This window comes from Gilliamella bombicola (genome assembly GCF_900094945.1).
GTDB classification, from domain to species: Bacteria; Pseudomonadota; Gammaproteobacteria; order Enterobacterales; family Orbaceae; genus Gilliamella; species Gilliamella bombicola.
This window is the reverse complement of record NZ_FMAQ01000018.1, coordinates 15963-34973: the sequence shown is the minus strand read 5'-3', so window position 1 is coordinate 34973 and position 19011 is coordinate 15963. Positions and strand designations below refer to the sequence as shown.

Genomic DNA, 19011 nt, shown 5'->3' with positions numbered 1-19011 from the left:
AATCTTCAGTGTCACTTATCAAGACTTGATTTTTTTAAGTCCGTAGACTTTTAATTCTTCGTCTCGCAAGTGCCCACACAGATTGTCTGTTTCTTCTTTTTAAAGAGCTGACAGCTTCTATTTTTAATCAACTTTTCGCTGATTTAGTTTGCTGTCTCAAGGGCTGCGTATACTACGCTACACCTTTTTATTCGTCAAGAACTTTTTTAAAAATTTTTGACCTTATTCACTAACCTTACTCACCGCCTGCTTGGCGCTGACTGCGTGTCAGTGGATGCGCATTATAGGGACTTAAAAAAATCATGCAAGGGGTTATTGTGTTATTTATTTCTGTTTGCTTTTTTTTTACGCAAGATACACTAAAAATAGACTAAAACAATACATTTTGATTAAAATTAATCCATAAATATTCAGCGAATTCATTATATTGTTTATAAGATTACACCAATAATTAAGATATTTCTTTTATTTTTTTAGGTAAATCTGCCAAACTATCAATTAGCCAATCGGCCTGAGCCAATGCTTCTTCAGTTATTGTATCGCCTGTTTTTACTAACACAGTCTTTTTAACGCCTGCTTTTTTACCCGATAATAAGTCCGATACTCTATCTCCCACCATATAAGAGTTAGCAATATCAATTTTTAGTTCTTTGGCTGCGGTTTGGATCATGCCGGGGTTTGGTTTACGGCATTCACACTTATCGATTAACGGATCATGAGGACAATAATACACGCCATCTAAATCAACACCGCGATCTTGTAACGACCAATCCATCCATTCTGTCAATGTATGGAACTGCTCTTCAGTAAATTTATTTCTAGCAATACCGGATTGGTTAGTTGTAATAACTAACAAAAAACCCATTTTTTTGAGTTCTTGCATCGCATCAATGACACCATCAATAAAATGGAATTTATCAATTGTATGTACATAATTATAATCGATATTAATGGTACCATCTCGATCTAAAAAAATAGCCGGTTTCATTTTTTCATTTTTCCTTTTAATTTAGATATTACTCTAATCTTTATATAGCATATTATTGATTGACTTAGATGTCTAGACGTCTTAATATTCACCCATTCATCTTTTGTCTTTATATATTATGATACAGCTACAGCATATTTCGAAAATATTTGAACATAATAAGACCCAAATTCATGCATTAAAGGACATCAGCATACATGTTCCTCAAGGGAAGATTTATGGCGTTATTGGCAAATCAGGGGCAGGAAAGAGTACGCTTATCCGTTGCGTTAACTTACTTGAAAAGCCGACTAGTGGTAAAATATTTTTCGATAATCAAGAAATTACTCACCTATCAAATAGAAAGCTAATTGAAGTACGCCGAAAAATTAGTATGATTTTTCAGCACTTTAATTTACTCTCTTCGCGCACTGTTTTTGATAATATTGCCTTTCCACTTGAGCTTAATAAAACTCCTAAAGCAAAAATTAAGCAAAAAGTGAACGACCTTATAGAGTTAGTCGGATTGACTGAAAAAGCAAACGTTTACCCTGCTAATTTATCTGGCGGACAAAAGCAACGCGTTGCGATTGCTAGAGCCTTAGCAAGTGATCCAAAGGTACTCTTGTGCGACGAAGCAACTAGTGCACTTGATCCAGAGACAACTCGATCTATTTTGAAATTATTGAAAGACATTAATCAAAAACTAGGTCTTACAATTTTGTTAATCACTCACGAAATGGATGTTGTGAAACAGATTTGCGACCAAGTGGCAGTCATCAGTAATGGTGAATTAGTTGAACAATCATCGGTTGGTGAGATCTTTTCCCATGCTAAAACCGATATTGCAAGACAGTTCATTCAATCGACCTTACATATAAATATTCCTGATGACTATTTAGCAAGGCTATCGCCGGAGCCTAAGGCAGGACTTAACCCTTTAGTTCGTTTAGAATTTACGGGAGTTTCGGTTGATTTACCTTTGTTATCACAAATTGCCAAAGAATTTAATATCGAAAGTAACATCATTAGCGCGCAAATGGATTATGCTGGTGGTGTTAAATTTGGTTTAATGCTAGCCCAAATGGAAGGTAACCCTAAAAGTATTGCGTCAGCAATCCAATTCTTAGAAAAAAATAATACCAAAGTAGAGGTGCTAGGTTATGTTTGATTTTATTCCCGCTTTTAAACCTTTTGAATCTTTATTTCGATACTTAGCTCAATACAATTTTTGGGCCGATTTTGTTGCATTTTGTTCATCAATCAAAGGATTAAACGAACCAGTATTATTCAAAATAGCAGAAGCAACTGATGATACTATTTATATGATTTTTTTATCTGGTTTTTATGGAACATTAATGGGCTTACCATTAGGTATCTTGCTATATATAACTCGCCAAGGAAATATACTTGGAAATAATATAGTACATAATGTTCTTTCTTTTATAATAAATGTGTTTCGCTCAATTCCTTTTATTATATTAATTGTATGGATTCAACCGTTTACAATGGAAATAATGGAAATTTTTACAGGTAAAGGAACTTATTTGGGCAGAGAAGGAGCTATTGTACCGCTAAGTATAGGCGTTGCCCCTTTAATTGCCAAAATGATTGAAAATGCATTACTTGATCTTCCAAAAGGATTAATTGAAGCTGCTCGCTCTATGGGAGCAACACCGATACAAATTATCTATAAAGTTTTATTGCCAGAAACATTACCTGTAATTATCAACAGCATGACAATCTCATTAATCACGCTAACCGGTTATATAGCCATGGCTGGAGCTGTTGGTGCAGGAGGGCTTGGCGATCTAGCAAAACGATTTGGATATGAAGGTCATAACTATGATATGATGAATATATTTTTAGTGATATTAGTTATTATTGTCTTTATTATTCAATTTATTGGCAATAAAATTGTTAAACGTGTGTCTCATCAATAAACTTGGAGAAAATTATGTCAATTAAAAAGCTAGCATTAATCACCACATTGGTGAGTGCGTTTTTTTTAACTGGTTGTGATAATAATAAACAATCAGCCACAACAGATAACAAACCAACAGAGCCAGCTAAAGTAAATACGCTTAAAGTAGGCGTGATTTCTGGTCCTGAAGAAGAGGTAGCAGAAGTAGCTAAACAACAAGCGAAAGAGCTTTATAACCTAGATGTTGAACTAGTAATTTTTAGTGATTATGTCATTCCAAACCAAGCATTAAACGATGGTTTAATTGATGTTAATGCTTTTCAACATAAGCCTTTTTTAGATGAACAAATGAAAGAACGTGGCTACAAATTAGCTGTTGTTGGTAACTCGTTCGTTTATCCAATTGCAAGTTATTCTAAAAAACTCAAACCAATTTCTCAAACAGAAGAAACAGGTAATGGCGTAAAAGTCACTTCACCACGAGGTGAAACTTTCTTTATTCCAGCTAACTCAACAATTGCAATTCCTAGTGATCCTACGAATTTGGGCCGCTCATTACTTTTATTACAACATGAAGGAATGATTACGGTTGATAAATCTAAAGGTTTACTGCCGACTGTACTTGATATTACAAGCAATCCTTATAACTATAAGATCTTAGAACTTGAAGCTCCAATGTTACCTCGCTCACTAGATGATGCGCAAGTTGATCTAGCAATCATCAATAACGCCTTTGCAGGACAAGCGAACTTAACACCAAGCCAAGATGGGATTTTTGTTGAGGATAAAGAATCGCCATATGTCAACATAATCGTTTCGCGTGAAACTGATAAAGATAACGAAAACGTGAAAAACTTTGTTAAAGCATACCAAACTGATGCTGTTGCACAAAAAGCTAACCAAATCTTTAATGGTGGTGCGATTCGCGGTTGGTAATAGTAAAGTTATAATTATTGACTCACCTCAATACCGTCGGCTGAGCTCGACGGTATCCGTTCGTCGCTATTTTCACATAGTCAACAACAATAGTGTAAACTCAATCAAAAATCAATTATGACATATCAAATTGACCCCATCGGCATTATCCGCTCACCTTATAGTGAAAAATTTGCCGTTCCAAGACAACCTAATTTAGTTGGCGCTGGGCTAGGTGAACTTTATTTATCAGCTCCTTATAATGATCCTATCAGTGTTAAAGGATTAGAACAGTTTTCACATTTATGGCTATTATTTCTATTTCACCATATTGCGCCTGAAAAGTGGGGATTAACAGTTCGGCCGCCTCGTTTAGGTGGTAATAAAACGATGGGTGTATTTGCTAGCCGATCGCCATTTAGACCGAATCACATTGGATTGTCAGCCGTTGAATTAAAAGGTATTGTCGTTGAAAATAAACAGGTTATCTTAAAATTAGGTAGTCTTGATTTAGTTGATGGCACCCCCATTATTGATATTAAACCTTATCTACCTTATTGTGACAGTCATCCAGAGGCTCTTGCGGGATACGCGCAATCAGTTCCCGATAAAAAATTAACCGTTGAATTTTCACAAAAAGCACAATTAATATTGGATTTACAAAAGCAAAATTATCCCCAGCTTGCTGAGCTAATTACGCAAGTGATATCTCAAGATCCAAGGCCTGCCTACAAACAGAAAAATAGCAGTGAACAAACCTATGGAATAACACTTTATCATTTTAATATAAAATGGAAGATCATCAACAAACACGCCATTATTGAAGATATTCATAAAAGTGATATAAACGGTAACTAAAAATCATCAATTAAGTAACAAATTGATTTATAAATATAAATTAAAAAATACGCGAAACCGTTAAAAATAGTTTGTTCATTGTCACTATTCTGGTACATTGAATATGGGTTTAATTCCCTATATTTTATTTTCCCACTAAAGTTATATTTATAATTTTAGTGGTTTTTAGTGCAAGACTAATGATAATTTACCTTACGTTTACTTCTCATTTCAGCGATATCGATGGCATCAAACGAGTAATGCTTCCCACAATAATCACAATGAATATCGATATTACCGCCATCTTCCTTTAAGATTTCATCAACTTCGTTTTCGGGTAACGTCATTAAGCTATCTTCGCAGCGTTGACGTGAACAGATACATTTAAAGGTAATTTCATGTGTTTCAAAAAGACGCACTTCTTCTTGATTATATAAACGATACAAAATCTCGTCAGTAGAAAGTTGTAATAACTCCTCACTCGTAATTGTCTCGGTTAAAGCACTAAGATGCTCAAATGATTCATCGGTATTATCATTAGCTGGCAAAACTTGCAATAAAATACCTGCTGCCATTGGCTTATTATTATGTACACCCGTTTTTACAAACAAGCGTGTAGGGAGCTGCTCTGATTGCATAAAATAGTTTTCGATACAACCAATAAGCGTCTCTTTTTCTAATCCTACAATACCTTGATAACGTTCGCCATTTTTGGGTGTGATAGTGATAACTATATAGCCATTACCCACCATATCTTTCAGTGTCGCATCATCAGCAATATCACCATTAACCCGAGCAACTCCGCGTAGTTGTTGCTGATCATTACCATTAACAACGGCTAAAGATAACGCACCATCACCTTGCAACTGAACAGCAATATCACCCTCAAATTTTAGTGTTGCGGTTAATAAACTGGTTACAACCAATAATTCACCAAGCAAGGTTTGTACCGCAACTGGGTAGGTATGGTTATCTAAAATTGCTTGATATGTTTGTTCAAGACGAGTAATTTCACCACGAATAGGATGGTTATCAAATAAAAACCGATTTAAAGTATCCATATTAACTATTGTCACCTTGTTGCCTATCATATTTAAATTTAATCAAATCACGCCGCTCCTTTTTGTCAGGTCTTCTATCCGGGTGCGGCATTGTCAATGCATTAAGCTTACGCGCTTGTGCTATTACTTCGCGTTTAGCAATACTGTCGGGGGTTTCTTGATAAAGTTGCTGAGCATCAGTGGCAGTTTTTCGCTGTTCACTAATAGCCAAAATTTGAATTGTTTTTTGATCTGAGCCTTGGCGAAGAGTGAGAGTTGCACCGACTTCAACAATTTTACTTGGTTTAGTGCGTTGACCATTATAATGTACTTTTCCGCCTTCAATCATTTCGCGAGCTAATGATCGCGACTTATAAAACCTTGCGGCCCAAAGCCATTTATCTAATCTTACAAGCACTATCACACCCTCATATTACACTTATTATTGCGTTTTTTACATTCAAACACACATAATGTCTTAAACATCTTAACAAGTTATATAAGAATGCTTTTACAAAAATCAATGCTCAGAATTAATAATATAATTTTTACCATTTGTAGAAAATGTACCTGAAAAACTAAATGGCAGTAATTTACCATGTAAATCGGCCGAATAATTCATGGTTTTTGGTGGTTGTTTTGCTATTTTCCATTCTTCTAGTAATGAACTTGCTATACCATAAGCATTAAGCTGAAAAGATAAGAACTCATTTTGCAATGGATCAAACTTTGCTTTTGACTCAATCATACCACCACTAACTAAAACGCTAAATGTTAACGATGCATGATTTTCGGCATCAAATTTTACAATCATATCAGGATAATTAATATCAACTCGATTAAACGACCCTTTTTCAGATTTAAAAGAGGTAGTACCTGAAAAGATCCCTAATTTTTGATCTTTGGCTAAAGTAACACCAGTGCCAGAAACTTGAAAGTTATATAACGTAAATGGAAAATCGCTATATTTTCTAATTAACAAACTTTGTAAAATGGTAAGCTTGTCTACTTCAATATGTCTAAAAATACTCGGTAATACCGGCAGTTCTAGCTTTTCAGGAAGCTGATAATTAATATCTGATAAAGTTAATTGATCTAGATGTAAGGAATTATCTTCCCACTTTCCAGCAAAATTTATACTGCCTTTATTCCATTTTGCGAGTACCTTTTCGATTGTCACTTCTTGGTTGTTGGATGATAATTGTACTAATACTGATGCAAACGTCTCATCATGCCAAACAACATGATCGGCATTAAAAACAAAAGCGCTTTGATCAAAATGCCATTGACTATCATAACGAATATTGGTTGCTTCAATATTACCTTTTTCAATTAAAAAACTAGGCAACTGTATGCTACTTTCAAATATAGATAATTGTTTAATCGTCGACTTTGGTAGAAGATGAGAATATTTATCCAAAAAATCCTCTTCAGTTGATTGTAAATTGATATTATGCAGTTGTAGCTGATCAATATTCAAACTATTGTCAGCAAGTACTTTTAATTTACTTACAAAAAAACCATTATCAATATTACCACCTAAATTAGTCACGGTTGTAATATCATCGCGATGAAATCCTTGAATAAGCAGTGATTTGATAGAAATTTGGTTGACCAACACGGCTTGCGAAGAAAAATCAAATTGATATTTATCTTCTCCTGATAAGGAAAATGGTTTAACGCCACCATTAAGCTGAGTGAATGAAAGTTCATCAGCCCCATTATTAATCGAAACATTAGCAGTTGAATTAACAAACTTTAGCGTATTTGCTGAAAAGTTATAATGGCTAGATTTACCATCATTATGAATATAATTAATAGTACCATCAATAACAGTAACATAATTAAAATGTGTTAATTGCCAAAGATCACTTTTATCCAAGCCAACAACTAAGGTCGGAACATTAACAATCTCTTGCTTATCATCAGTTATAACCACATCATCAAAAACTAACTCATAAAAGTTTGAAAAAGAGTGATGAACTTTGCCTATTGAAATAGTATAAGAACTTAATCTAGATAATTGCTGGCTAACAATTTTGGCACCCCAAGAAGTTTGCACAACAAAATAAGACAATAATACAAAAAAACAAGTAACAAATAAAAAAGTGATTATGTAAATCCGTAATCGTAGCATAAATAATTTTAATTTTTTGTAAAGAAATGTTAACGCATTCTAGTACAATAACTTATTTTAATCAAAATAGCATCTCATTTTCAATATAAATCATTTGTGGTTAGGCTGGTTTTACAGTTAAGATATAGACATATGCAACGATATTTTTTTAAATAATTAACTGAACAACTCACTTTCTCTTTCTCTAATCAGATGAAGGGGGAGTTATTTTTTATTTATGATAAGTAAAAACGGGAGATACCTCAATGAAACAAATCCCAATGACAGTAAAGGGAGCTGAACTATTACGTGCCGAACTAGAAGAGCTAAAAAATGTCAAAAGACCACAAATCACTGCAGCCATAGCTGAAGCAAGAGCGCACGGAGATTTAAAAGAGAATGCTGAATACCATGCAGCAAGAGAACAACAAGGTTTTTGTGAGGGTCGAATTCAAGAAATTGAAGGCAAATTATCACAAGCACAAATTATAGATATTACCAAAGTAAAAAATACTGGACGTATTATTTTTGGCGCAACAGTAACAGTAATCAATATTGAAAACGACGAAGAAACAACCTATCGCATCGTAGGTGATGACGAAGCAGACTATAAACAAAATCTTATTTCGGTCAACTCACCTATCGCCAGAGGTCTAATCGGCAAAGAAGACGGTGATACCGTACAAATCAAAACGCCAGGTGGTGATGTAGAATTTGACATTGTTAAAGTTGAATATATCTAGTAAAAACAACTTTCACAAAAGCAGATACACAAACAGGGCAACTAGCCCTGTTCTTGTATTTATTTAGGTAAAGTGATTTTCTTATCCTCACTTGGTCTAAAAATTGTAAAATTAGAGCCAACCAATTGCACGGATAACGCTTTTGTTTCGCGAATAATGGCATCACAAATAAGCTTCTTGGTTTCACGGTCTTCAGCAGAAACTTTAATTTTAATTAACTCATGGAAATTTAACGCGTTGTCAATTTCGGCAAGCACGCCTTCGGTAAATCCATTAGCACCAATCATCACAATAGGTTTTAAATGATGAGCTTCACTTTTTAAATACTGTTTTTGTTTATTCGATAAATTCATTAAATTTTTATCACATTAAGTTGCAATTTTGCTATTCTACCCTTATATATATCTGTAATCAATGAAGTAGCCTCTTTACATTAAGGATTTATTCGCTGTGAGTAACAAAAAACGCTCAGCAAGCTCAACACGTTGGCTCAATGAGCATTTTAAAGATCGCTTTGTGCAACAAGCACAAAAAAAAGGATTACGATCCAGAGCATGGTTCAAACTAGAAGAAATTCAAAAAAGTGACAAACTCTTCAAACCTGGGATCACTGTCGTTGATTTAGGTGCCGCACCTGGAGGTTGGTCGCAATATGTTGCATCACTCATTGGTGATAAAGGTCGCATTATTGCGTGTGACCTACTACCAATGGATCCTATTGTCGGGGTTGACTTTTTACAAGGTGATTTTCGTGACGAAGGCGTATTAAAAGCATTGCTAGAACGTGTTGGCGAAGACAAAGTCCAAGTAGTCATGTCAGACATGGCCCCAAACATGAGTGGTCAACCTGCCGTTGATATACCAAAAGCCATGTATTTAGTTGAACTGGCATTAGACATGTGTCGAGACGTACTTGCTCCTAACGGAAACTTTATCGTTAAAGTATTTCAAGGAGAAGGATTTGAAGAGTACCTAAAACAGGTGCGAAATATGTTCAAAACTGTCAAAATTCGCAAGCCTGAAGCATCACGCGCTAGGTCTCGAGAAGTTTATATTGTTGCAATGGGTATGAAGTAGCCAGTTGTATAATTTTGTAGTACCATACTTCGTTAAATTTAGTCGTAACTGTTAATTTTTATGAGAGGTTTTTCTTTTGAACGACATGGTAAAGAATTTACTGATCTGGGGAATTATCGCTGTAGTATTGATCGCTGTATTTAACCAATTCAGCTCAATGTCAAATAGCAGTCCTCAAGTCAATTATACTCAATTTAATTCCGATATCACCAATGGCAAACTCCAAGAAGTGCATATTAACGGACGAGAAATTGTTGCTACAACCAAAGAAAATAGTAATTACACTACCTACATCCCCTATTTTGATGAAAAACTCATGGATGACCTGTTAAGCAACAAAGTACCTGTCTATGGTAGCCCTGATGAAAAACCAAGCCTAATCGTTAGTATTCTGGTTTCTTGGTTTCCTATTATTTTGCTCATTGGTTTTTGGCTATTTATGATGCGCCAAATGCAAGGTGGTGGCAAAGGTGGACCAATGTCGGTTGGCAAAAGCAAAGCCCGCATGTTAACACCCGATCAAATTAAAACTAAATTTACAGATGTTGCAGGTAGCGAAGAAGCCAAACAAGAAGTGACCGAAGTGGTCGACTTTTTACGCGATCCGGGCAAATATCAAAAATTAGGTGGACGCATACCAAAAGGAATCTTAATGGTCGGTCCTCCAGGCACAGGTAAAACCTTATTAGCCAAAGCCATTGCTGGCGAAGCCAATGTCCCATTCTTTAGCATTTCAGGCTCTGACTTTGTTGAAATGTTCGTTGGAGTGGGGGCATCACGTGTGCGCGATCTTTTTGAACAAGCACGAAAACACTCACCTTGCATCATCTTCATTGACGAAATTGACGCCGTAGGTCGCAAACGTGGTGCAGGGTCAATGGGTGGTCACGATGAACGTGAACAAACATTAAACCAAATGCTTGTTGAAATGGATGGCTTTGAAGCCAACAGCGGAATCATCATCATCGCAGCAACAAACCGCGTTGACATCTTAGATCCGGCATTACTACGACCGGGCCGCTTTGACCGCCAAGTGCAAATTGGCTTACCAGACATGAAAGGCCGTGAACAAATTCTTGCGGTACATGTCCGTAAAGTACCACTAGGAAGTGATGTCGACTTATCTGTCCTAGCTCGAGGCACGCCGGGCTATTCGGGTGCAGAACTGGCAAATTTAGTCAACGAAGCGGCATTATTTGCTGCACGTCGAAACAAACGCCTAGTCACCATGGACGAATTTGAAGAAGCCAAAGATAAAATCAACATGGGTACTGAAAGACGGTCACTAACCATGACACAAGAACAGCTCATATCAACAGCATACCACGAAGCTGGGCACGCTATTATTGGCCACTTAATGCCTGATCACGACCCAATTCACAAAGTCACCATCATTCCGCGCGGACGCGCCCTTGGTGTCACCTTCTTCTTACCAGAAGGTGATCGTGTCAGTGAAAGCCGTGAAAAGCTTGAAGGCGACATTGCTACGCTTTATGGTGGACGATTAGCAGAAGAGCTCATCTATGGCGAAAATAAGATCTCAACAGGTGCATCAAATGATATCAAAGTAGCCACACAATATGCACGAGCCATGGTAACCCAGTGGGGCTTTTCTGATCGCTTGGGACCACTGTTCTACGAAACAGATGACAATGGATATGGACGACCAAAAGACATATCTGACGAAACAGCTCGCATTATTGACGAAGAAGTTAAAGCCATTATTGACCGCAATTATCAGCGCGCTCGTAAAATCTTAACGGATAATATTGACGTACTACATGCAATGAAAGATGCACTAATGAAATACGAAACCATTGGTTCAAAACAAGTTGCAGACTTAATTGCTCGTCGTCCACTCACCACACCGGATGACTGGACAGAAAGTGACGAACAGGCAGCAAAACAGATCCCAAATGAAGGGAATGACACGCCGCCACAATCAGAAAGCGAATAAATTCAAAAAATAAAACGCGCTACGGCGCGTTTTTTCTCGATAAAATATCTTAAGATAAATACAATCACATAATATAACCCTAATAAGGCTGTGAATCATGGAAATACAGTTTCAAAATCAAATAATGGATCTCTCGTTCCCACAAGTCATGGGCATTGTTAACATGACACCCGATTCGTTTTCTGACGGAGGAAGTTATAACAACCTTGATGATGCTATGCGCCGTGTTGACAGCATGATTCAAGCTGGTGCCACATTCATCGACGTCGGCGGCGAATCTACTCGCCCCGGCGCAGCCGAAGTATCAGTTGACGAAGAGCTAAACCGCGTTGTGCCATTGGTTGAAAAAATAGCCCGATATTTTGATGTATGGATTTCGGTCGACACATCAAAACCACAAGTTATGACCGAATCGGCCAAGGCAGGCGCACACCTAATCAATGACATCCGTGCACTAACGCTCCCCGGCGCAATGGAAGCTGCAGCACAAACTGGCTTACCGGTTTGCGTCATGCACATGCAGGGAGACCCTCAAACCATGCAAAATGCACCACACTACAAGCAAGATATCTATCAAGAAGTCGATGACTTTTTTGCAAAACAGATCGAACGCTGCATAAGCGCCGGCATCGACCGTCAAAAAATCATACTCGACCCCGGTTTTGGATTTGGTAAAACACTAGCTCACAATTACCGACTATTAGCCATGCTTGAACAATTCCACCATTTCAACCTACCTTTATTAGTCGGCATGTCCAGAAAATCTATGATAGGACAAGTGCTAAATGTCCCACCACAAGAACGAATGTTAGGTAGTGTATCTTGTGCGGTAATAGCGGCAATGAAAGGCGCACAGATTATTCGAGTGCATGATGTAAAAGAAACGTTTGATGCATTAAGAATTGTACAAGCTACATTAGCTGAGCAAGCATAATTTTGCTTCTAAAGGTCATTTTGTTATTATCATTGAATAAAAGATTTTAGCCGTTAAAGATATATATAAAAACGGCTAAAATCTAGTTTGATTCAACTACTCCGAAATAAATTAATAAAAAATATATTTATAATTACTATAGTGCAGCTATATATTCTTCTAAGTGCGATTTAATTACTGTTACATGAGGTCCATAAATAACTTGAACACCTTGCCCATTAATAATTATTCCTTTTGCGCCGGTTGATTTTAAGATCTCTTTATCAACCAATTGATTATCATGTACAGAAACTCTTAACCTTGTTGCACAACAATCAATATAAGTAATATTTTGTTTACCTCCTAATCCCTTTAAAATATTAATTGATTGATTGCTATTATTTTTTTGTTTAATTTTTTTTATATTTTCTACATCTTTTTTTGTATATAATTTAGTTTCCTCATTATCACTTTCTCTACCTGGTGTTTTAAAATTAAATTTTTTGATTAAGAAACTAAATGTGAAATAGTATAGAGGAAACATTGGCAAACCAATCAAAATAACATTAATCCAGTGAGTTTTATTATTGCCTTGTAAAACACCAAATAATATAAAATCAATTAAACTACCAGAAAACGTTTGTCCAACACCAACATCAAAAATATGGCATAACATGAAAGAAAAACCAGCATAAATACAATGAATCACATATAATAAAGGCCCTGCAAATAGGAAAGAAAACTCAATTGGTTCAGTAATCCCAGTTAAAATAGCAGTTAAAGTTGCAGAAAGTAAAAGCCCCAAGACCATATTGCGATTTTGAGGTTTAGCTGTACGATAGATAGCTAGTGCTGCACCCGGAATACCAAATAAATAGAATGGAAACTTACCAGCCATAAAGCGGGTTGCTTCAACTGAAAATTCTGTTGTATTTGGGCTAGCCAGTTGAGCAAAGAAAATATTTTGTGCTCCTGTAACAAGATTACCATCAATCATTGCTGTACCACCAACCCCTGTTTGCCAAAATGGCATATAAAATACATGATGTAAACCAAATGGAATTAAGGCTCGTTCAATAAATCCATAAATAAATGTTCCTGCATAGCCCGATTTATTAACTAATTGACCTAATAACAAAATTCCATTTTGGATTGTAGGCCAGATATAAAACATTAAAATACCAATAAATAAATAAACGAACGCGGTAATAATAGGAACAAAGCGTGAGCCGCCAAAGAATGATAAAATAGCTGGTAACTCAATTCGGTAATAGCGATTATGTAAAGCTGCAACACCTAACCCAACAATAACACCGCCAAAAACCCCCATTTGTAGAGTTTGAATTCCAACCGCATCACCTAAAGATCCATTCGGCAATGCCCCTTCTTTTAATAACTCTTTTAACTCTAATAGTGCATGAATAGTTGAGTGCATGATAAAAAATCCAACAGCACCAGAAATAGCAGCGACTTCTTTTTCTTGCTTTGCCATCCCCATTGCAACTCCAATAGCAAATAGAATGGGAAGATTAGAAAATATAACGCTACCAGCATTTTTCATTATGGTTAAAAATACATGTAGTAAAGTTCCTTCTCCTAAAAAACTTTGTAATCCATAAGAAATAATTGTTGTTTCATTGGTAAATGAAGCCCCTATACCCAACATTAATCCAGCCGCAGGAAGCAGTGCAATTGGTAACATAAAGGATCGACCAACCCGTTGTAATACACTAAAAAAAATACTTTTCATTGTAGTTAACCCTAATTTTTATTAAATGATAATAGTGAACGACCAAAAGTTCACAAAATAAATTTTATATGTGAAATATTTTTTTTAAAAGAGATCTTGTTCACATAATTTTAATAAAAAATTAATTTTTTTAGCTTTTTTAACGGTGAAAACAATAAAAAGATAATTAATAATTATCTTTTTATTTTTATTTTGTAAATTAAGACCTTTATATTCATAAAGGTCATTCTAAATTATGATAGGTTTCTTAGCTCATTAAGAGTCTGTTTATAAGATTTATTTTTAATAAATAACCCAGCAGTCCCAAGTATAAAATATTCCACATAAGGCAATAATTGTTTGATAATGTTTGAATTTATCGCACCATCAATAGCGATTGCAGTTTTTAAATTTCTATCTTTAATTATTGAACTTAACCTCTTAACTCTATCGATAGAATTATATATAAAAGGTTGACCCGCAAATCCTGGGTTTACAGACATTATCAAAACAACATCAATTATATCTAAAACATCTTCTAATACACATAATGGAGTACCAGGATTAATTGCAACACCAACTTTTTTACCTGTTGATTTAATTTGATTTAAAGTTCGATGTATATGTGTTAATGTTTCTACATGAACATAAATAATTTGGCAACCAAGTTGTGAAAATTTTTCAATATATAGAGATGGATTGCTAATCATTAAATGAACATCATAAGGAATCTTTGATAATTTACTTACAGCTTTTATATCTTCTAAACCTAAAGCAAAATTGGGTACAAAATTACCGTCCATTATATCAATGTGGAACATATCGACACCCGATTCTTCCAGTAACTTTATTTCAGTTTCCAACTTTGAAAAATCAACACACATTAGTGAAGGACAAAATTTACTCATGAAATTCTCCTTTTTGAATTTTGTCTATTTGATTTATTCTTGTTTGATGACGTCCCCCCTCAAATTTTGCCATTAACCATTCATTAATAATCATTTTTGCTAGCTCACTTCCAACTACACGAGAACCAAAAGCAAGAATATTAGTATTATTATGTTCTCGTGATAATTTTGCAGAATAAGGATCACTACAAACAACTGCCCTTATTCCTTGACATTTATTTGCAGCAATAGAAATACCTATTCCTGTCCCACATATTAATATTCCTAAATCCGCTTGTTTTGTATTTACTGAACATGCCACCCTATGAGCATAAATTGGATAATCTGTTCTTTCTGTTGATGTAGCACCGAGATCAATTACTGTAATATTTTTATTCTCCAAATAATCAATAATATCTTTTTTCAAAATATATCCAACATGATCATAACCTATTGCAATTTTCATAACCCCTCCTTATATGATTAAAAACAAAACCGTTAACTTCACAAATAAAAATATTAACGTTAATTGTTTTTTTTGTAAAGTTTAAAAAGTGGGTGAAAATTTATTTTTTTACAATGTGCTTAATTTCAAATTAGGTTAGAATTACTAAAAAATGTATGGAGAGAACCTGTGAAACAACTAAATAATTCAGAAAATTCTAATGCACTCGCAATTGGAGCTATGATTCGTATTTCACTTTCAAGTTTAAGCAATACCGAGCAAAGAATTATTGAATGGATGATGGTAAAAGGAAATTTAAAACCAAAAACAAGTATCAAAGAAGTTGCAGAACAGCTATCAGTTTCTGAACCATTGCTAGTAAAAGTATCTAAAAAATTAGGATATTCTGGTTTTAGAGAAATTAGAAAGGCTTTACTTTCATATTTTGATGCATTACCTTTTGATCGAGAACAAGAACTATCTGAAAAAGATAACGTTGAAAATATTATTGAAAAAGTCTTTAATAATTCGGTACAAGCATTAAAAGAAGCTCAATCTATTGTCGATGCAAAAATTATCTCACGAGCAGCAAAATGGATTTTTCATGCTAATCGTATCATTATTCTTGGTATCGGAGGGTCTGCTATTGTTGGCCAAGATTTTGAACATAAATTATTGAGAATAGGGATTCACAGCCATACTTATAGTGATAATCATTTAATGGTGATGGTTGCCAGCCAACTAAAAGAAAACGATGTTGTTATAGCTATCTCACAATCAGGAAATACTTCAGAAATATGTAACGCTATTTTGGTTGCTAAAAAGAATAAAGCCAAAATTATTTGTATTACCAATAATCATCAATCAGAGCTAGCTGAAATTTCAGATCTATCTATATTCAGTCCAGCTAAAAATGGCCCATTACTTGGTCAAAATGCAGCAGCTAGAATTATACAATTAACCTTATTAGACACGTTATTTATATCCATTGTTGTACTAGATCATGAAAAATCCAAAGTTCATTTAGAACGTAGCATTGATGTAGTAAAACCATTGCATAAAAGAATTCAATTCAGTGAATAGTTGAAGAAATGGGCATTTTAAGCTTTAAAATAGAAAGCTATATTGCCAATTGCAATGCTAACCAACTTTGATATTGCTAACTATTTTAATTTTTAAACAAAAAATAGACCTAAAAAAACAATAAAACCAACATAATTATTATTTAAAAAAGCTCGAAAACAACGTTTCCGATCTCGTTTTTTTATCAACCATTGTTGGTAAATAAATAGTATGGCAACCAGCAATAAAGCAATATAAAAAACCAACGACAATTGGTTGATGACGCCAACCATCAATAGGCCAATCATGGTAAACGCCTGCAATACCCCTATAATAAACTTATCGTACTGCCCAAATAAAATGGCGGTGGATTTTATGCCTATTTTGATATCGTCGTTACGATCCACCATCGCATATTCCGTATCATAAGCAATTGTCCAACAAATATTAGCCAAGCAAAGTAACCAACATGTGAGGGGGAATTGCTCTATAATGGCGGCATATGCCATAGGAATACCCCAGCTAAAGGCAATGCCTAATGTGACTTGCGGTAAGTGCGTGTAGCGCTTCATAAAGGGGTAAATCATTGCTGTTAATAAGGCTATGATTGCAATAAGCCATGATAGTTTATTTAAGATGAGCAATAGGCAAAGCGCAATGAGTAATAGAGTAAATAAGGTCCATAGTGCATTTTTTTCGGTCAATGCACCCCGAGCGAGTGGGCGGTTTTTTGTGCGTTCGACGTGTGCATCAAAATGACGATCGGCATAATCGTTGACAACGCATCCTGCTGCCCGCATGGTAAATACCCCTAAAATAAAAATGAGGGTAATATAGGTATAGGGCTCACCGGTCAACCATATCGCCCAAAGCGTTGGCCAAAGTAGTAGTAAGGTGCCGATGGGTTTGTCTAACCGCATTAGTTGTATATAAGCTAACATAAATGTTTTTTGCTATTTGAAATAATAGGTGGATTATACCTTGTTACTTAAAAGCTGCAATGTACACTATCCTCTGCAAAGGTGGTAAGACAAAGCACAATAAGGGAAAAAGTTAGATCATGAGTAAATACTGTTCCACAATCACAGCTAATGCTCGATAAAATGGGCTTATCTCATTTTGCTTTAACTTTTTTAAATAGGCTGAAGACCAAATCAATAAGTGTTCATCCATTAACTGTTTTGCAGCTTTGGGATTGTTCTTTTCTTGCAATATGGCATAGGCCATTAGCATTAATCCAAATTGGTCTTCGGGTTCGTTGATGCCGGTATTAAGTGTTAAACCTTGTTGTTGTAAGAATTGGCGATAGCGTTCTTGTGATTCGCCCATTAATAGCTGCTCTTGATCTAAATAGACCGATCCCCAAGGAGGAGCGGACATAGCACCCTGCCCTTTAAATAATAGTGAAAATTGGTAATTAAGTTCTGGGTTGTTGATTTGAGTAGCGATTATTTGGCACTGTTCACCAATAAGCACGGCATTTTGCCAATCAACAATATGCTCAAGCTGAAATAAGATATCAATGAGCGGTTTAACCGTTTGGTGATCAGGTGGATAATAAAAAAAGGCACCAAATAGTTTTGCCAAAATGGTGGATGTAAGTTTATCCGGATGTATTGCTTCATTATTTTTCATTAAATCGCTACCTAACTATAAATAGATAGTATTGATTTGGGATGCCATTAAATAAAATAGCCTTCCTAATCATACCAGTAGATAAACACCCAAATACGGTAAAAAAACCAGTGGTAATTTGTACATGTTATACCTCTTCGGGGTTGAGTATTTGTCCCAGTGTATCGCCCGAGGCTTTCGCTTGAGGATGGGGTTTGATAACAATATTGGGTTTAGTTAGATTTTCGTTTGGTAGTGGAGCAATGTTCCGCTCATTACCATGTCGCTGGCGGAGTTTTTCGATTTCATCAAAGTCTAACGCTCTTTGCGGACAGGAGTCGACACAAACCGGTTTGAGTCCTTGTTCAACACGTTCATAACAGCCATCACATTTTGACATAACCTGTTTTTGATGATCAAATTGCGGTGCGCCATAAGGACAATGGGTTTCACAACGTCGGCAACCAATGCAAATATCTTGATTAACAACCACTAAGCCATCTTGTGAGCGTTTATGCATTGCTCCCGTTGGGCAACCTTGTACACAAGCAGGCTCTTGGCAATGATTACATGAGATGGATAAATAGTAGGTAAAAGTATCGTTTTGCCACATACCATCAACTTGCTGCCAAGTACCTCCGCCATACTCATAAACACGGCGAAAATTAACACCTAATGCATTATCTTTTTCATCTTTACAACTGATTTGGCAGGTTTTGCAACCGGTGCATTTTGAAGAATCAATATAAAATCCATATTGCATTTTTATTATCCGTTCTTTAATT

At 35.5% G+C, this 19011-nt stretch carries 20 protein-coding genes; 9 read left to right on the top strand and 11 right to left on the bottom strand.

The window, feature by feature from the left end; genetic code table 11:
- Nucleotides 1–451: 451 nt before the first annotated feature.
- Complete coding sequence (gene gmhB / locus GA0061081_RS10395) at nt 452–988, bottom strand: D-glycero-beta-D-manno-heptose 1,7-bisphosphate 7-phosphatase (RefSeq protein WP_091350717.1); 537 nt, start codon at nt 986–988, stop codon at nt 452–454.
- A 118-nt stretch (nt 989–1106) separates the two neighbouring features.
- Between gmhB and metN the strand changes: the two genes are divergently transcribed.
- From metN to tsaA, 4 genes are all read left to right on the top strand, one after another.
- Nucleotides 1107–2138, top strand: coding sequence for a methionine ABC transporter ATP-binding protein MetN (gene metN / locus GA0061081_RS10390; RefSeq protein WP_091350715.1), 1032 nt, complete (start codon nt 1107–1109; stop codon nt 2136–2138).
- Nucleotides 2139–2229: 91 nt separating this feature from the next.
- Nucleotides 2230–2910 (top strand): methionine ABC transporter permease, encoded by a 681-nt coding sequence (locus tag GA0061081_RS10385; protein ID WP_425337797.1) that lies wholly within the window; start codon nt 2230–2232, stop codon nt 2908–2910.
- A 14-nt stretch (nt 2911–2924) separates the two neighbouring features.
- Nucleotides 2925–3827 (top strand): methionine ABC transporter substrate-binding lipoprotein MetQ, encoded by a 903-nt coding sequence (metQ, locus tag GA0061081_RS10380; protein ID WP_091350710.1) that lies wholly within the window; start codon nt 2925–2927, stop codon nt 3825–3827.
- 117 nt (nt 3828–3944) lie between these two features.
- Nucleotides 3945–4664: a tRNA (N6-threonylcarbamoyladenosine(37)-N6)-methyltransferase TrmO gene (gene tsaA, locus GA0061081_RS10375; RefSeq protein ID WP_180214387.1), complete on the top strand. Its 720-nt coding sequence runs from the start codon at nt 3945–3947 to the stop codon at nt 4662–4664.
- 176 nt (nt 4665–4840) lie between these two features.
- Here tsaA and hslO read toward each other — a convergent pair whose 3' ends face one another.
- From hslO to GA0061081_RS10360, 3 genes are all read right to left on the bottom strand, one after another.
- The gene (gene hslO, locus GA0061081_RS10370; protein ID WP_091350724.1) at nt 4841–5713 is read right to left on the bottom strand and encodes an Hsp33 family molecular chaperone HslO; all 873 of its coding nucleotides are present in this window, start codon (nt 5711–5713) and stop codon (nt 4841–4843) included.
- Complete coding sequence (gene hslR, locus GA0061081_RS10365; protein ID WP_245176393.1) at nt 5706–6101, bottom strand: ribosome-associated heat shock protein Hsp15; 396 nt, start codon at nt 6099–6101, stop codon at nt 5706–5708. The genes hslO and hslR overlap by 8 nt, the downstream gene beginning before the upstream one ends.
- Before the next feature lie 102 nt (nt 6102–6203).
- Nucleotides 6204–7745, bottom strand: coding sequence for a hypothetical protein (locus GA0061081_RS10360; protein WP_141683372.1), 1542 nt, complete (start codon nt 7743–7745; stop codon nt 6204–6206).
- A gap of 320 nt (nt 7746–8065) precedes the next feature.
- Between GA0061081_RS10360 and greA the strand changes: the two genes are divergently transcribed.
- Nucleotides 8066–8542: a transcription elongation factor GreA gene (greA, locus tag GA0061081_RS10355; protein WP_091350702.1), complete on the top strand. Its 477-nt coding sequence runs from the start codon at nt 8066–8068 to the stop codon at nt 8540–8542.
- Nucleotides 8543–8601: 59 nt separating this feature from the next.
- On the opposite strand, the gene yhbY is transcribed toward greA, so the two are convergent.
- Entirely contained in the window at nt 8602–8895 is a 294-nt protein-coding gene (gene yhbY / locus GA0061081_RS10350; RefSeq protein WP_091350700.1) for a ribosome assembly RNA-binding protein YhbY, read from the bottom strand.
- A gap of 97 nt (nt 8896–8992) precedes the next feature.
- Here yhbY and rlmE point away from each other — a divergent pair, with 97 nt between their 5' ends.
- The 3 genes from rlmE to folP all read left to right on the top strand — a co-directional run bounded on the left by rlmE (nt 8993) and on the right by folP (nt 12510).
- Entirely contained in the window at nt 8993–9619 is a 627-nt protein-coding gene (gene rlmE, locus GA0061081_RS10345; RefSeq protein WP_091350697.1) for a 23S rRNA (uridine(2552)-2'-O)-methyltransferase RlmE, read from the top strand.
- 76 nt (nt 9620–9695) lie between these two features.
- The gene (ftsH, locus tag GA0061081_RS10340; protein ID WP_141683371.1) at nt 9696–11576 is read left to right on the top strand and encodes an ATP-dependent zinc metalloprotease FtsH; all 1881 of its coding nucleotides are present in this window, start codon (nt 9696–9698) and stop codon (nt 11574–11576) included.
- Between the two features lie 97 nt (nt 11577–11673).
- A complete protein-coding gene (gene folP, locus GA0061081_RS10335) occupies nt 11674–12510 on the top strand; it encodes a dihydropteroate synthase (RefSeq protein WP_091350692.1) in 837 nt (278 codons plus the stop codon).
- A gap of 136 nt (nt 12511–12646) precedes the next feature.
- Here folP and GA0061081_RS10330 read toward each other — a convergent pair whose 3' ends face one another.
- The 3 genes from GA0061081_RS10330 to rpiB all read right to left on the bottom strand — a co-directional run bounded on the left by GA0061081_RS10330 (nt 12647) and on the right by rpiB (nt 15571).
- Entirely contained in the window at nt 12647–14239 is a 1593-nt protein-coding gene (locus GA0061081_RS10330) for a PTS transporter subunit EIIC (protein ID WP_091350689.1), read from the bottom strand.
- A gap of 233 nt (nt 14240–14472) precedes the next feature.
- The gene (rpe, locus tag GA0061081_RS10325; protein WP_091350686.1) at nt 14473–15126 is read right to left on the bottom strand and encodes a ribulose-phosphate 3-epimerase; all 654 of its coding nucleotides are present in this window, start codon (nt 15124–15126) and stop codon (nt 14473–14475) included.
- Nucleotides 15119–15571: a ribose 5-phosphate isomerase B gene (rpiB, locus tag GA0061081_RS10320; protein WP_091350684.1), complete on the bottom strand. Its 453-nt coding sequence runs from the start codon at nt 15569–15571 to the stop codon at nt 15119–15121. Before rpiB ends, rpe begins: the two co-directional genes overlap by 8 nt.
- A gap of 168 nt (nt 15572–15739) precedes the next feature.
- Between rpiB and GA0061081_RS10315 the strand changes: the two genes are divergently transcribed.
- On the top strand, nt 15740–16633 hold the full coding sequence (locus GA0061081_RS10315; protein ID WP_202983865.1) for an SIS domain-containing protein: 894 nt from the start codon (nt 15740–15742) through the stop codon (nt 16631–16633).
- A 92-nt stretch (nt 16634–16725) separates the two neighbouring features.
- On the opposite strand, the gene ubiA is transcribed toward GA0061081_RS10315, so the two are convergent.
- From ubiA to GA0061081_RS10300, 3 genes are all read right to left on the bottom strand, one after another.
- Entirely contained in the window at nt 16726–17553 is an 828-nt protein-coding gene (ubiA, locus tag GA0061081_RS10310) for a 4-hydroxybenzoate octaprenyltransferase (RefSeq protein WP_091350681.1), read from the bottom strand.
- Between the two features lie 112 nt (nt 17554–17665).
- Complete coding sequence (locus tag GA0061081_RS10305) at nt 17666–18247, bottom strand: TorD/DmsD family molecular chaperone (RefSeq protein ID WP_091350679.1); 582 nt, start codon at nt 18245–18247, stop codon at nt 17666–17668.
- 127 nt (nt 18248–18374) lie between these two features.
- A complete protein-coding gene (locus tag GA0061081_RS10300) occupies nt 18375–18989 on the bottom strand; it encodes a DMSO/selenate family reductase complex B subunit (protein WP_091350678.1) in 615 nt (204 codons plus the stop codon).
- Between the last annotated feature and the right edge of the window lie 22 nt (nt 18990–19011).